9 protein-coding genes and 2 rRNA genes are annotated in these 15,274 nt (G+C 66.9%); 2 read left to right on the top strand and 9 right to left on the bottom strand.

Going from position 1 to position 15,274, the window contains the following annotated elements:
* Nucleotides 1-49 precede the first annotated feature (49 nt).
* From F0L17_RS19720 to thyX, 5 genes are all read right to left on the bottom strand, one after another.
* Nucleotides 50-3,172, bottom strand: a 23S ribosomal RNA gene (locus tag F0L17_RS19720).
* A 322-nt stretch (nt 3,173-3,494) separates the two neighbouring features.
* A 16S ribosomal RNA gene (locus F0L17_RS19715) occupies nt 3,495-5,022 on the bottom strand.
* Together the 16S and 23S rRNA genes form the textbook arrangement of a ribosomal RNA operon.
* A gap of 415 nt (nt 5,023-5,437) precedes the next feature.
* Nucleotides 5,438-7,123, bottom strand: a complete 1,686-nt coding sequence (locus tag F0L17_RS19710; protein WP_155072092.1) for a ribonuclease J — start codon at nt 7,121-7,123, stop codon at nt 5,438-5,440.
* Nucleotides 7,124-7,226: 103 nt separating this feature from the next.
* Nucleotides 7,227-8,126: a 4-hydroxy-tetrahydrodipicolinate synthase gene (dapA, locus tag F0L17_RS19705; RefSeq protein WP_155072091.1), complete on the bottom strand. Its 900-nt coding sequence runs from the start codon at nt 8,124-8,126 to the stop codon at nt 7,227-7,229.
* A gap of 178 nt (nt 8,127-8,304) precedes the next feature.
* On the bottom strand, nt 8,305-8,997 hold the full coding sequence (gene thyX / locus F0L17_RS19700) for an FAD-dependent thymidylate synthase (protein ID WP_155073899.1): 693 nt from the start codon (nt 8,995-8,997) through the stop codon (nt 8,305-8,307).
* A gap of 246 nt (nt 8,998-9,243) precedes the next feature.
* Here thyX and F0L17_RS19695 point away from each other — a divergent pair, with 246 nt between their 5' ends.
* Both F0L17_RS19695 and F0L17_RS19690 read left to right on the top strand, forming a co-directional pair.
* Nucleotides 9,244-9,483 (top strand): hypothetical protein, encoded by a 240-nt coding sequence (locus F0L17_RS19695; RefSeq protein ID WP_155072090.1) that lies wholly within the window; start codon nt 9,244-9,246, stop codon nt 9,481-9,483.
* A 50-nt stretch (nt 9,484-9,533) separates the two neighbouring features.
* Complete coding sequence (locus F0L17_RS19690) at nt 9,534-10,085, top strand: hypothetical protein (protein WP_162466863.1); 552 nt, start codon at nt 9,534-9,536, stop codon at nt 10,083-10,085.
* A gap of 113 nt (nt 10,086-10,198) precedes the next feature.
* Here the strand turns inward: F0L17_RS19690 and F0L17_RS19685 are convergent, their stop codons facing one another.
* The 4 genes from F0L17_RS19685 to F0L17_RS19670 form a co-directional block, all read right to left on the bottom strand.
* Nucleotides 10,199-10,660 (bottom strand): hypothetical protein, encoded by a 462-nt coding sequence (locus F0L17_RS19685; RefSeq protein WP_162466455.1) that lies wholly within the window; start codon nt 10,658-10,660, stop codon nt 10,199-10,201.
* A 5-nt stretch (nt 10,661-10,665) separates the two neighbouring features.
* The gene (dapB, locus tag F0L17_RS19680) at nt 10,666-11,418 is read right to left on the bottom strand and encodes a 4-hydroxy-tetrahydrodipicolinate reductase (protein ID WP_155072088.1); all 753 of its coding nucleotides are present in this window, start codon (nt 11,416-11,418) and stop codon (nt 10,666-10,668) included.
* Between the two features lie 98 nt (nt 11,419-11,516).
* Entirely contained in the window at nt 11,517-12,941 is a 1,425-nt protein-coding gene (locus tag F0L17_RS19675) for an insulinase family protein (protein ID WP_162466454.1), read from the bottom strand.
* A complete protein-coding gene (locus F0L17_RS19670; protein WP_162466453.1) occupies nt 12,938-15,172 on the bottom strand; it encodes a polyribonucleotide nucleotidyltransferase in 2,235 nt (744 codons plus the stop codon). The genes F0L17_RS19675 and F0L17_RS19670 overlap by 4 nt, the downstream gene beginning before the upstream one ends.
* Between the last annotated feature and the right edge of the window lie 102 nt (nt 15,173-15,274).

The following is a 15,274-nucleotide window of genomic DNA, read 5'->3' as shown; positions in this document are numbered from 1 at the left end:
GGAGAAACCGGTCGTGGTCTCAGAACCCACACAGTGGACGCGAGCATCTACGGTCAAGCCCTCGGCCTATTAGTACCGGTCGACTCCACCCCTCACGAAGCTTCCATCTCCGGCCTATCAACCCGGTCGTCTCCCGGGAGCCTTACCCCCTGAAACGGGGTGGGAGTCCTCATCTCGAAGCAGGCTTCCCGCTTAGATGCTTTCAGCGGTTATCCCTCCCGAACGTAGCCAACCAGCCATGCCCTTGGCAGAACAACTGGCACACCAGAGGTTCGTCCGTCCCGGTCCTCTCGTACTAGGGACAGCCCTTCTCAAGACTCCTACGCGCACAGCGGATAGGGACCGAACTGTCTCACGACGTTCTAAACCCAGCTCGCGTACCGCTTTAATGGGCGAACAGCCCAACCCTTGGGACCGACTCCAGCCCCAGGATGCGACGAGCCGACATCGAGGTGCCAAACCATCCCGTCGATATGGACTCTTGGGGAAGATCAGCCTGTTATCCCCGGGGTACCTTTTATCCGTTGAGCGACGGCGCTTCCACAAGCCACCGCCGGATCACTAGTCCCTGCTTTCGCACCTGCTCGACCCGTCAGTCTCACAGTCAAGCTCCCTTGTGCACTTACACTCACCACCTGATGACCAACCAGGCTGAGGGAACCTTTGGGCGCCTCCGTTACCCTTTGGGAGGCAACCGCCCCAGTTAAACTACCCACCAGACACTGTCCCCGATCCGGATCACGGACCCGGGTTAGACATCCAGCACGACCAGAGTGGTATTTCAACAACGCCTCCACACACACTGGCGTGCATGCTTCACCGGCTCCCACCTATCCTACACAAGCCGAACCGAACACCAATATCAAGCTGTAGTAAAGGTCCCGGGGTCTTTCCGTCCTGCTGCGCGAAACGAGCATCTTTACTCGTAGTGCAATTTCACCGGGCCTATGGTTGAGACAGTCGAGAAGTCGTTACGCCATTCGTGCAGGTCGGAACTTACCCGACAAGGAATTTCGCTACCTTAGGATGGTTATAGTTACCACCGCCGTTTACTGGCGCTTAAGTTCTCAGCTTCGCGGTACCGAAGCACCACTAACCGGTCCCCTTAACGTTCCAGCACCGGGCAGGCGTCAGTCCGTATACCTCGCCTTACGGCTTCGCACGGACCTGTGTTTTTAGTAAACAGTCGCTTCTCGCTGGTCTCTGCGGCCACACCCGGCTCGGAGTGCAAGACTCGTCACCAGACATGGCCCCCCTTCTCCCGAAGTTACGGGGGCATTTTGCCGAGTTCCTTAACCATAGTTCACCCGAACGCCTCGGTATTCTCTACCAGACCACCTGAGTCGGTTTGGGGTACGGGCCGCCGTGCAACTCGCTAGAGGCTTTTCTCGACAGCATAGGATCATCCACTTCGCCACCATCGGCTCGGCATCGGGTCTCACCCCTACACGAGGGACGGATTTACCTACCCCTCGGGCTACACCCTTACCCCGGGACAACCACCGCCCGGGCTGGACTACCTTCCTGCGTCACCCCATCACTCACCTACTACCGGATCGGACCGTCGGCTCCACCACACCCCGCACCCGAAGGCACGAGAGGGCTTCACGGACTTAGCATCACCGGGCTCGGCCCTTGCGCTCCACAGCGGGTACCGGAATATCAACCGGTTGTCCATCGACTACGCCTGTCGGCCTCGCCTTAGGTCCCGACTTACCCTGGGCAGATCAGCTTGACCCAGGAACCCTTGGTCAATCGGCGCAGGAGTTTCCCACTCCTGTATCGCTACTCATGCCTGCATTCTCACTCGTGTACCGTCCACAACTCGCTTCCACGGCTGCTTCACCCGGCACACGACGCTCCCCTACCCACCCACACGGCCGTTGGACCTGATGTGTGAGTGACACGACGTCGGCGGTGTGCTTGAGCCCCGCTACATTGTCGGCGCGGAATCACTTGACCAGTGAGCTATTACGCACTCTTTCAAGGATGGCTGCTTCTAAGCCAACCTCCTGGTTGTCTCTGCGACTCCACATCCTTTCCCACTTAGCACACGCTTGGGGGCCTTAGTCGATGCTCTGGGCTGTTTCCCTCTCGACCATGGAGCTTATCCCCCACAGTCTCACTGCCGCGCTTACCACTTACCGGCATTCGGAGTTTGGCTAAGGTCAGTAACCCGGTAGGGCCCATCGCCTATCCAGTGCTCTACCTCCGGCAAGCAACACACGACGCTGCACCTAAATGCATTTCGGGGAGAACCAGCTATCACGGAGTTTGATTGGCCTTTCACCCCTAACCACAGGTCATCCCCCAGGTTTTCAACCCTGGTGGGTTCGGGCCTCCACGACCTCTTACAGCCGCTTCACCCTGCCCATGGCTAGATCACTCCGCTTCGGGTCTTGGGCACGCTACTCAATCGCCCTGTTCGGACTCGCTTTCGCTACGGCTCCCCCACACGGGTTAACCTCGCAACATACCGCAAACTCGCAGGCTCATTCTTCAAAAGGCACGCAGTCACGACGCACAGGACGAATCCCGCACGCGACGCTCCCACGGCTTGTAGGCACACGGTTTCAGGTACTATTTCACTCCGCTCCCGCGGTACTTTTCACCATTCCCTCACGGTACTATCCGCTATCGGTCACCAGGGAATATTTAGGCTTGACGGGTGGTCCCGCCGGATTCACACGGGATTTCTCGGGCCCCGTGCTACTTGGGTGGTCCTCAAACGAGCCGCACAGATTTCGACTACGGGGGTCTTACCCTCTACGCCGGGCCTTTCGCATGCCCTTCGCCTATCCATACGGTTTCTGACTCGTCCGGCCGCCGGCAGACGACCGAAGAGAACTCCCACAACCCCGCACACGCAACCCCTGCCGGGTCTCACACGTGAACGGTTTGGCCTCATCCGGTTTCGCTCGCCACTACTCCCGGAATCACGGTTGTCTTCTCTTCCTGCGGGTACTGAGATGTTTCACTTCCCCGCGTTCCCTCCACACTGCCTATGTGTTCAGCAGCGGGTGACAGCCCATGACGACTGCCGGGTTTCCCCATTCGGACACCCCCGGATCACAGCTCGGTTGACAGCTCCCCGGGGCCTATCGCGGCCTCCCACGTCCTTCATCGGTTCCTGGTGCCAAGGCATCCACCGTGCGCCCTTAAAAACTTGGCCACAGATGCTCGCGTCCACTGTGCAGTTCTCAAACAACGACCGGCCCACCGTCACCCCACCCCACGGGCGAGTACACCGGGTCCGGAACCCAAGGGAACCACGACCTCACGGCCGCACCCTCAGACACCCAACAGCGCGCCCGACCCGACCCCCGACCACCCACCTCCGTTCCACACCCCACAGGGCAGTACTGAGAAGCGGATCACCGACGATCCGGCCGACTAGTCAACGTTCCACCCACGAGCAACCACCGCAGAACACGCGTCTGCGCAGTGGCCTCTGGACCGGCGCCCGAAGACGACCGGCCGAGAATGCTCCTTAGAAAGGAGGTGATCCAGCCGCACCTTCCGGTACGGCTACCTTGTTACGACTTCGTCCCAATCGCCAGTCCCACCTTCGACGATTCCCTCCCACAAGGGGTTGGGCCACCGGCTTCGGGTGTTACCGACTTTCGTGACGTGACGGGCGGTGTGTACAAGGCCCGGGAACGTATTCACCGCAGCAATGCTGATCTGCGATTACTAGCGACTCCGACTTCATGGGGTCGAGTTGCAGACCCCAATCCGAACTGAGACCGGCTTTTTGAGATTCGCTCCACCTCACGGCATCGCAGCTCATTGTACCGGCCATTGTAGCACGTGTGCAGCCCAAGACATAAGGGGCATGATGACTTGACGTCGTCCCCACCTTCCTCCGAGTTGACCCCGGCAGTCTCCTGTGAGTCCCCATCACCCCGAAAGGCATGCTGGCAACACAGAACAAGGGTTGCGCTCGTTGCGGGACTTAACCCAACATCTCACGACACGAGCTGACGACAGCCATGCACCACCTGTACACCGACCACAAGGGGGGCTCTGTCTCCAGAGCTTTCCGATGTATGTCAAGCCTTGGTAAGGTTCTTCGCGTTGCGTCGAATTAAGCCACATGCTCCGCCGCTTGTGCGGGCCCCCGTCAATTCCTTTGAGTTTTAGCCTTGCGGCCGTACTCCCCAGGCGGGGCACTTAATGCGTTAGCTGCGGCACGGACGACGTGGAATGCCGCCCACACCTAGTGCCCAACGTTTACGGCGTGGACTACCAGGGTATCTAATCCTGTTCGCTCCCCACGCTTTCGCTCCTCAGCGTCAGTATCGGCCCAGAGATCCGCCTTCGCCACCGGTGTTCCTCCTGATATCTGCGCATTTCACCGCTACACCAGGAATTCCGATCTCCCCTACCGAACTCTAGCCTGCCCGTATCGAATGCAGACCCGGAGTTAAGCCCCGGGCTTTCACATCCGACGCGACAGGCCGCCTACGAGCTCTTTACGCCCAATAATTCCGGACAACGCTCGCACCCTACGTATTACCGCGGCTGCTGGCACGTAGTTAGCCGGTGCTTCTTCTGCAGGTACCGTCACTTGCGCTTCTTCCCTGCTGAAAGAGGTTTACAACCCGAAGGCCGTCATCCCTCACGCGGCGTCGCTGCATCAGGCTTGCGCCCATTGTGCAATATTCCCCACTGCTGCCTCCCGTAGGAGTCTGGGCCGTGTCTCAGTCCCAGTGTGGCCGGTCGCCCTCTCAGGCCGGCTACCCGTCGTCGCCTTGGTGGGCCGTCACCCCACCAACCAGCTGATAGGCCGCGGGCTCATCCTGCACCGCCGGAGCTTTCCACCACCACGGATGCCCGCGATGGTCGTATCCGGTATTAGCTCCGGTTTCCCGGAGTTATCCCAGAGTGCAGGGCAGATTGCCCACGTGTTACTCACCCGTTCGCCACTAATCCCCTCCCGAAGGAGGTTCATCGTTCGACTTGCATGTGTTAAGCACGCCGCCAGCGTTCGTCCTGAGCCAGGATCAAACTCTCCGTGAATGCTTCCCGGTACTCCGGGGTCACATCCGCGGGGAGCGGCGCCACCGGGAGGAATGATCCCGGGGCGCACAGCGTCCTCGCTGTGTGTTTCAAAGGAACCACATCACCGGAACCGACCGGTTCCGACGACGGGGTATCAACATATCTGGCGTTGACTTTTGGCACGCTGTTGAGTTCTCAAGGAACGGACGCTTCCATCGGCACCCCTTCCCGGGGCCCCTCCGGGCGCTTCCCTTCGGTGTTTTCCACCTTACCAGAACCTTTTTCCGGTCCGTTTCCGTCCCGTTTCCCGATTCCGGTGTCCGGGAACCTGTCCGAAGCGTGACTGCTTCCGGTTCCCGTTCGGTGGAGACTTAAACGTACTGGAGCGTGGCGCCCGGATGCAAATCCGGGCGCCACGCCCCCGGTTGTCCCCTCAGACCTCGACCACCACGGGGAGGATCATGGGACGGCGACGGTAGTTGTCCGACACCCACCGGCCCACCGCGCGGCGAATGAGCTGCTGGAGCTGGTGGGGTTCGGAGACACCGTCCTGTGCGGCCTTGGCCAGTGCCTCGTCGATCTTGGGGAGCACGGACTCGAAGTCGCTGTCGTCGATGCCGGAGCCCCGGGACTGGATGTGCGGACCGCCCGTGATCTTGCCGGTGCTGCTGTCCACCACCACGAAGACCGAGATGATGCCCTCCTCACCGAGGATGCGGCGGTCCTTCAGCGAGGTCTCGGTGACGTCCCCGACGGACAGGCCGTCGACGTAGACGTACCCCGCCTGGACCTTTCCGACGATCTTCGCCCTACCGTCGACCAGGTCGACCACCACGCCGTCCTCGGCGATGACGATGTGGTCCTTGGGGACGCCCGTGAGGGCCCCCAGTTCGGCGTTGGCGCGCAGGTGGCGCCATTCGCCGTGGACCGGCATCAGGTTCCTCGGCCGGCAGATGTTGTAGAAGTACAGCAGCTCACCGGCCGAGGCGTGGCCCGAGACGTGGACCTTGGCGTTGCCCTTGTGGACGACGTTGGCGCCCCACCGGGTCAGGCCGTTGATCACTCGGTAGACCGCGTTCTCGTTCCCCGGGATCAGGGACGAGGCGAGGATCACCGTGTCGCCCGGGACGATGCGGATCTGGTGATCACGGTTGGCCATGCGCGACAGCGCGGCCATCGGTTCGCCCTGTGATCCGGTGCAGACGAGGACCACCTCGTCGTCCGGCAGGTCGTCCAGTGCCTTCACGTCCACGACCAGACCCGCCGGAACCCTGAGGTAGCCCAGGTCCCGGGCGATGCCCATGTTGCGGACCATCGACCGGCCGACGAACGCGACGCGACGGCCGTACTCGTGGGCGGCGTCGAGGATCTGCTGGATGCGGTGGACGTGGCTGGCGAAGCTGGCCACGATGATGCGTTTCTGCGCCCCGGCGAAGACCTGGCGCAGCACCTGGGAGATGTCGCGCTCGTGCGGGGTGAAGCCGGGGACCTCGGCATTGGTGGAGTCCGACAGCAACAGGTCGATGCCCTCCTCGCCCAGGCGGGCGAAGGCGGGCAGGTCGGTGAGGCGACGGTCCAGCGGGAGCTGGTCCATCTTGAAGTCGCCGGTGTGCACCACCATGCCCGCCGGGGTGCGGATGGCGACCGCCAGCGCGTCCGGGATGGAGTGGTTGACCGCCACGAACTCGCAGTCGAAGGGACCGACGCGCTCGCGGTGCCCCTCGGCCACCTCCAGCGTGTACGGCCGGATGCGGTGTTCCTGGAGCTTGGCCTCGATGAGGGCCAGGGTGAGCTTGGAACCGATCAGCGGGATGTCCGGCTTCTCCCTCAGCAGGTACGGGACGCCGCCGATGTGGTCCTCGTGCCCGTGGGTCAGGACGATGCCGTCGATGTCGTCCAGCCGGTCCCGCACGGAAGTGAAGTCCGGCAGGATCAGGTCGACGCCGGGCTGCTCCTCCTCCGGGAAGAGGACGCCGCAGTCGACGACGAGCAGCCGCCCGCCGTACTCGAAGACGGTCATGTTGCGGCCGATCTCGCCGAGACCGCCCAGTGGGGTGACACGCAGGCCGCCCTCGGGAAGCGCCGGCGGCGGGCCGAGTTCGGGATGCGGATGGCTCAAAAGACTCTCCTCATCACGCGCGCCACGCGCCCCCGCGGGGCACGTGGCGCGCGATCGTCGTGCACTTGCAGTTGTCGTTCCGTATGGAGTTGTGAAGCCTGTGTCAGAGCTGTACCCCGCCGGCCGCGAGATCGCGCTTGAGCTGGTCGGTCTCCTCCGGGGACAGCTCGACGAGCGGCAGACGCAGGGGGCCGGCGGGCAGACCCTGGAGGGTGAGCGCCGCCTTGGTGGTGATCACGCCCTGGGTGCGGAACATGCCGGTGAAGACCGGCAGCAGCTTCTGGTGGATCTCCGTCGCCTTGGTGACGTCACCGCTGAGGTGGGCGTCCAGCATCGCGCGCAGTTCGGGGGCGACCACGTGGCCGACGACCGAGACGAAGCCGACGGCGCCGACGGAGAGCAGCGGCAGGTTGAGCATGTCGTCGCCGCTGTACCAGGCGAGCCCGCTGGCGGCGATGGCCCAGCTCGCGCGGCCCAGGTCGCCCTTGGCGTCCTTGTTCGCGACGATCCGGGGGTGCTCGGCCAGCCGGACGATGGTCTCGGTGTTGATCGGGACGCCGCTGCGGCCGGGGATGTCGTAGAGCATCACCGGCAGGTCGGTGGCGTCGGCGATCGCGGTGAAGTGCCGGTACAGGCCCTCCTGCGGGGGCTTGCTGTAGTACGGCGTGACGGCCAGCAGACCGTGGGCGCCCGCCCGCTCGGCGGCGCGAGCCAACTCCACACTGTGCCGGGTGTCGTTGGTGCTGGCTCCTGCGACGACGTGGGCCCGGTCGCCGACCGCCTCGACCACGGCCCGCACCAGCCGGGATTTCTCCTCGTCGCCGGTGGTCGGGGACTCGCCGGTGGTGCCGTTGACGATCAGGCCGTCGTTGCCGGCGTCCACCAGGTGGGCGGCGAGCCGCTGCGCGCCGTCGAGGTCGAGTTCACCGTCCGCGGTGAACGGCGTGACCATCGCGGTCAGGACCCGCCCGAAGGGCGTCTGCGGTGTGGAGGTCGGAGCCATGGGTCCCACGCTACTCGCAGCCTGTGGTGCGATGCTCCCTCGGGAGGCCTGTTGTGGAGCCCGACACTGTCCGCTCGGGGGTTCAGACAGTGTCGGGTCCGTGAAAAGAGCCTAAACGAACATCTACAAAAGCCGCAATACGGACACCGTTCGCGCGGTCGACCGTCCGCCGGAACGCCTACGGCGCCACCCGTCCGTTGGCGTTGAACGCCGCGTGGGTCAGGGGCATGAGCCGCGCCCAGTGCTCCTCCATCCGCTCGGCGACCATCTCGATCTCGCGCTGCGGGAAGGAGGGCACCTTCGCCAGCTCGTGCCGGGTCCGCAGCCCCAGGAAGTGCATCAGCGAGCGGGCGTTGCAGGTCGCGTACATCGACGAGTACAGGCCCACCGGCAGGGCGGCGCGGGCCACCTCGCGGGCGATGCCGGCGGCCAGCATCTCCCGGTACGCCTCGTAGGAGCGGCGGTAGGACTCCTCCAGCGTCTCGGTGACCGTCCGGTGCTGCTTCTCGGTGCCCGAGACGAACCGGTACTTGCCGGGGCGCCCCTCCTGCACCAGCTCGCGGTCCGGGCCGGGGAGGTAGAAGACGGGTTCCAGCTCCCGGTAGCGACCGGACTCCTCGTTGTAGCTCCACCCCACCCGGTGGCGGTGGAACTCCCGGAAGACGAACAGCGGCGCGCTGATGAAGAAGGTCATCGAGTTGTGCTCGAACGGACTGCCGTGCCGGTCGCGCATCAGATAGTTGATCAGCCCCTTGGAGCGCTCCGGGTCCTTCTCCAACTCGTCCAGGGACTGCTCGCCCGCCGTGGAGACCCGTGCCGCCCACAGCACGTCGGTGTCTGCGGCGGCGTGCTTGACCAGTTCGACGGTCATGTCGCTGCGGAAACGGGGGGTGGAGGGGTCGGGCACCTGGGTTCCTTCCGATCGCGTCACTCGTGGGCGGCGAACAGCCTACGGGGCCGTGCCGCCGACCCGACGCCGGTCCGACGGCACCCCCGCGGGCCGCGGCCGTCGCGTCCGGCGGTTCTCCCCGTCCAACACCGAAAACGGGCACTTTGGCGAAGCTACGGACGTTCCTCCCGTGACACCGAAGATCGCCGTCCGAGGAGTCCGAGCCACATGGTCCGTCGCGAGGAGCCCGTGCCCTTCGCCTTCACCGCCGAGTCCGATCGGTTCCGCAGCAACGTCACGCCCCCGCGCACACCTCCGACGGGGGCGCGGACAGCCGGCCGCGTGTTGTGGGGCCTGGTCGTGGTGGCCGGGTTGGTCGGGGCCCTGCTGCTGGGAATGCCCGCCCTGGAGACGCCACACACCCCGGACGACGGGCCGAGCGGACCCACCGCGGCCGAGGGCCGCTGATAATCTCCTCGCTCACAGACCCCACGAACGTGCCTGTGAGCGAGGATCCCGTGCCCCTGCACTTCCTGACGGCCGACGGCGAGCCGGACGCCGCTCCCTCGGACGCACCGCTGCCGTACGAGGAGCGCGAACGGTGGCGGCGTCCGTACCGCCCCGGTCCGTGGCGTGTCGCCGTGGCCGCGCTGTCGCTGCTGATCGCCTCCTACCTGTTGATGTCCACCCTGATCATCGCCATGGCGGGCACGTTGGCGGAGGCGGGTGTGTGCCTGGTCGCGTCGGTACTGGTGATCGCCTACGCGCTGCGACTGCTGCGCATGGGGGTGTGGGTCAGCTCCCACGGAATACGGCAGGTCTCACTGTTCAGAACGGCTACATCGGCGTGGCGAAACGTCACGGCAGTGCGGACCGCGCAGCAGCCGGTGAGGTGGCTGGGCATGCCGCGCACCGTGCAGGGCCAGGCGCTCCTCGTCGAACCGCGCGGGGGCGAGTCCCCGCGGACGGTCCTGACCGATCACAACGCCGACTTCCTGGCACGTCCCGAGGCCTTCGACCGGGCCGCGGACGTGGTGGAGGCCTGGGCGGCGGAGTACCGCCACCCGTAGCCGTCCGCCATCGCTCCCCGACATCGCCCGCGGCCCCCCGGTGGGGCGGCGGGCGATGTCCGTGGCCGGCGGCGGGTGCCGCGACCGGGCCCGGGGGCCGTCGGGGCACCGCTTCAGCGGACGTCGTTCCGGACGGGCCGGCCGTCGTGCAGGGCGATGGCGCGCTGCATCGCCCTGCGGGCTCGCGGGGTGTCCCTGGCGTCGTGGTACGCGACGGCCAGCCGGAACCAGCAGCGCCAGTCGTCCGGTGCCGCCTCCGCCTCCGCCTTGCGCCGGGCGAAGACCTCGTCGGCCGACGCGCGGTCCACCCGGCCGCCCGGCGTCCGCTCCGGCTCGTCCTGCGGCAGTCCGCCCTCCGCCTCCAGCTCCCGCGCCAGCCGGCCCGCGTCCCGGGCGAAACGGGTGTTGTGCCAGAGGAACCAGGCGCCGACGCAGGGCAGCACGAAGGCCACGGCCCCCATCCCCATCGCCGCGGGCTCGCCCGAGCGCAGCAGTAGGACGCCCTCCAGCGCCACCACCGCGAAGACGACGACCAGCGCGGTGGCGAGAAAGGCGTAGGTGATCTTTCCGCCCACGGTCCTCAGTCCAGATCCAGGAAGTTCTCCAACCCCACGGTGAGGCCGGGGGTCTCCACCACCCGGCGCACGCCCAGCAGGATGCCCGGCATGAAGCAGCTGTGGTGCAGCGAGTCGTGGCGGATGGTGAGGGTCTCGCCGGTGTCGCCGAGCAGCACCTCCTGGTGGGCCAGCAGACCCCGCAGGCGCACCGCGTGCACCGGAATCCCGTCCACCTCGGCGCCACGCGCGCCGTCGAGGGCGGAGGTGGTGGCGTCCGGCTGCGGGGGGCAGCCGGCCTCGGCGCGGGCGGCGGCGATGAGCCGGGCGGTGCGGGTGGCGGTGCCGGAGGGGGCGTCCGCCTTGTTCGGGTGGTGGAACTCGACGACCTCGACGGACTCGAAGAACCGGGCGGCCTGCTGCGCGAAGCGCATGGTGAGGACGGCGCCGATGGAGAAGTTCGGCGCGACCAGCACCCCGGTACTCGGCGAGGCGTCCAACCGGCGGCGGAGTCGCTCGAAGCGCTCGTCGGTCCAGCCGGTGGTACCGATGACGCCGTGGATGCCGTGGTCGACGCAGTACTCCAGGTTGCCCATCACCGCGTCGGGGTGGGTCAGGTCCACCGCGACCTGGGCGCCGGCCTCGGTGAGCGTCTCCAGACCGTCCTTGCGGTCGAGGGCGGCGACGAGCTCCATGTCCTCGGCGCCCTCCACGGCGCGCACGGCCTCGGAGCCGATCCGGCCCTTGGCGCCGAGGACTGCTACGCGGATCCTGCTCATGTGCGTACTTCCTTCACGAGTCGCGGGCACCGCCACGGGTGCGGGCACGGGGCGGGTGCGTCTCCTGCGGCGCCCCCGCCGGGCGGGGGCGGGCCGGATCAGGCGACGGCTTCGTCCAGACGGGCGCTCTGCCGGTCGGTCAGCGGTCCGATGACCGACAGCGAGGGCCGCTGTCCCAGGATCTCGCGGGCCACCGAGCGGACGTCGTCGGGGGTGACGGCGGAGATCCTCGCGAGCATGTCGTCGACCGACAGCTGCTCGCCCCAGCACAGCTCGCCCTTGCCGATGTGGTTCATCAGGGCGCCGGTGTCCTCCAGGCCCAGGACCGTGGAGCCGGCGAGCTGCCCGACGGCACGTCGCATCTCCTCGTCGTCCAGTCCGTGCTCGGCGACGTGGTCGATCTCGTCGCGGCAGATCTTGAGCACGTCGTGGACCAGGTTCGGCCGGCAGCCCACGTAGACGCCGAACAGACCGCAGTCGGCGAAGCCGGAGGTGTAGGAGTAGACGCTGTAGGCCAGGCCGCGCTTCTCCCGGACCTCCTGGAACAGCCGCGAACTCATGCCGCCGCCCAGGGCCGCGCTGAGCACCTCGAGCGCCCAGCGGCGCTCGTCGGTGCGGGAGAGCCCCGGCACGCCCAGGACCACGTGGGCCTGTTCGGTGTCGCGGCCCAGCAGGTCCACGCGTCCGGCCGTGCGGATGCGGCGGCTTCCGGTGCGAGGGCCGACGGGCTCGGCGTCGGTGTCCGCCGGCGCGCCGGCCTGTTCGAACGCCTCTCTCACCTGGCGCACGACCGTGTCGTGGTCGAGGTTGCCCGCGGCGGCGACCACCAGGTGGGTGGGGTCGTAGTGCCGGCGGTAGAAGCGGGCGATGCGGTCACGGGTCAGGGCGTTGACCGTCTCGTTGGTGCCCAGGACCGGGCGGCCCAGCGGGGAGTCGCCGAGCATGGTCTTGGCGAACAGGTCGTGGACGCAGTCGCCGGGGTCGTCCTCGGTCATGGCGATCTCCTCCAGGACGACGCCGCGCTCGGCCTCGACGTCCTCGGAGCGGATCAGCGAGCCGGTGAGCATGTCGCAGACGACGTCGATCGCCAGCGGCAGGTCGGTGTCCAGGACCCGGGCGTAGTAGCAGGTGAACTCCTTCGCCGTGAAGGCGTTCATCTCGCCGCCGACCGCGTCGATCTCCGCGGAGATGTCCAGGGCGCTGCGGCGCTTGGTGCCCTTGAAGAGCAGGTGTTCCAGATAGTGGGTGGCACCGCCCAGGGCGGGCGTCTCGTCGCGGGAGCCGACCCGCGCCCAGATGCCGAAGGTCGCGGAGCGGACGTCCGGCACGGACTGGGTGACCACGCGCAGCCCGCCGGGGAGCACGGTCTTGCGGACGGCTCCCGGAGCACCCCCGGCCGCGGCGGGGACGCCGGGTCCCCGGTGAGCGGCGGGCGGGAGCGGGGAGCGGGCGGAGTGGGCATGGGCGACGGCCCGCCCCACCGGGGAGGTGGGGCGGGCCGTCGTACGGGGCGTGCGCGTCACTTGGTCGCGGTGTCCTTCGCGTCGGCGCTCTCGGCGCTGTCCTTGCCGTCTTCCTCGTCCAGGACCGGGATCAGCGACAGCTTGCCGCGCTGGTCGATCTCGGCGATCTCGACCTGGACCTTCTGGCCGACTCCGAGCACGTCCTCGACGTTCTCCACACGCTTGCCGCCGGCGAGCTTGCGGATCTGCGAGATGTGCAGCAGGCCGTCCTTGCCCGGGAGGAGCGAGACGAAGGCGCCGAAGGTGGTGGTCTTCACGACCGTGCCCAGGTAGCGCTCGCCGACCTCGGGCATCGTCGGGTTGGCGATGCCGTTGATGGTGGCGCGGGCGGCCTCGGCGGCCGGTCCGTCGGCGGCCCCGATGTAGATGGTGCCGTCGTCCTCGATGGTGATGTCGGCGCCGGTGTCCTCCTGGATCTGGTTGATCATCTTGCCCTTGGGGCCGATGACCTCGCCGATCTTGTCCACCGGGATCTTCACGGTGATGATCCGCGGCGCGTTGGGGGACATCTCGTCCGGGACGTCGATGGCCTCGCTCATCACGTCCAGGATGTGCAGACGGGCGTCGCGGGCCTGCTTGAGGGCCGCGGCGAGCACGGAGGCCGGGATGCCGTCCAGCTTGGTGTCGAGCTGGAGGGCGGTGACGAACTGGCGGGTGCCGGCGACCTTGAAGTCCATGTCGCCGAAGGCGTCCTCCGCACCGAGGATGTCGGTGAGGGTGACGTAGTGGGTCTCGCCCTCGATCTCCTGGGAGATCAGCCCCATGGCGATGCCGGCGACCGGGGCCTTGAGCGGCACGCCGGCGTTCAGCAGCGACATGGTGGAGGCGCAGACCGAACCCATGGACGTCGAACCGTTGGAGCCCAGCGCCTCGGAGACCTGGCGGATGGCGTAGGGGAACTCCTCGCGGCTGGGCAGCACCGGGACGATGGCCCGCTCGGCCAGCGCGCCGTGGCCGATCTCGCGGCGCTTGGGGGAGCCGACGCGGCCGGTCTCACCGGTGGAGTACGGCGGGAAGTTGTAGTGGTGCATGTAGCGCTTGCGCGTCACCGGCGAGAGGGTGTCGAGCTGCTGCTCCATGCGGAGCATGTTGAGGGTGGTGACACCCAGGATCTGGGTCTCGCCGCGCTCGAACAGCGCCGAGCCGTGCACCCGCGGGATCGCCTCGACCTCGGCGGCCAGGGTGCGGATCTCGGTGAGACCGCGGCCGTCGATGCGCTTCTTCTCCTTGATGACGCGCTCGCGGACCAGGGCCTTGGTCAGCGAGCGGTACGCCGCGGAGATCTCCTTCTCGCGCCCCTCGAACTGCGGCAGCAGCTTCTCGGCGGCCAGCGCCTTGACGCGGTCCAGCTCGCTCTCGCGCTCCTGCTTGGCGGCGATGGTGAGGGCCTGGGCCAGCTCGTCGCGGACGGCCTGCTCCAGCGCCTCGTACACGTCGTCCTGGTAGTCCAGGAAGATCGGGAACTCGCCGACCGGCTTGGCGGCCTTGGCGGCCAGGTCGGACTGGGCCTTGCACAGCGCCTTGATGAAGGGCTTGGCGGCCTCCAGACCGGCGGCCACGACCTCCTCGGTCGGCGCCTCGGCGCCGCCCTTGACCAGCTCGACGGTCTTCTCGGTCGCCTCGGCCTCGACCATCATGATCGCGACGTCGCCGTCGGGCAGAACACGGCCGGCGACGACCATGTCGAAGACGGCCTCCTCCAGCTCGCTGTGGGTGGGGAAGGCCACCCACTGGCCGCGGATCAGGGCCACGCGGGTGCCGCCGATCGGGCCGGAGAAGGGCAGGCCGGCCAGCTGCGTGGAGCAGGACGCGGCGTTGATCGCGACGACGTCGTACAGGTGCTCGGGGTTGAGCGCCATGATCGTCTCGACGATCTGGATCTCGTTGCGCAGGCCCTTCTTGAAGGAGGGGCGCAGCGGGCGGTCGATCAGCCGGCAGGTGAGGATCGCGTCCTCGCTGGGGCGGCCCTCACGGCGGAAGAAGGAGCCGGGGACCTTGCCCGCGGCGTACATCCGCTCCTCGACGTCGACCGTCAGGGGGAAGAAGTCCAGCTGGTCCTTCGGGTGCTTCGAGGCGGTGGTGGCCGACAGCACCATGGTGTCGTCGTCCAGGTAGGCCACGGCGGAACCGGCGGCCTGACGGGCGAGCCGGCCGGTCTCGAAGCGGATCGTGCGGGTGCCGAAGGAGCCGTTGTCGATGACGGCCTCGGCGTAGTGGGTCTCGTTCTCCACCAGGAAATTCTCCTCGTCCTCGTCCCCACCCGGGTGGCGGGGACGTTGATGGTGGAGCGTCTTCCCGTGCGGACCGGTCTTCGATCGAAGCTCCCGGGACCA

The sequence above is a fragment of the Streptomyces taklimakanensis genome (assembly GCF_009709575.1).
Lineage (GTDB): Bacteria > Actinomycetota > Actinomycetes > Streptomycetales > Streptomycetaceae > Streptomyces > Streptomyces taklimakanensis.
This window is presented reverse-complemented; position numbering and strand designations above follow the sequence as displayed.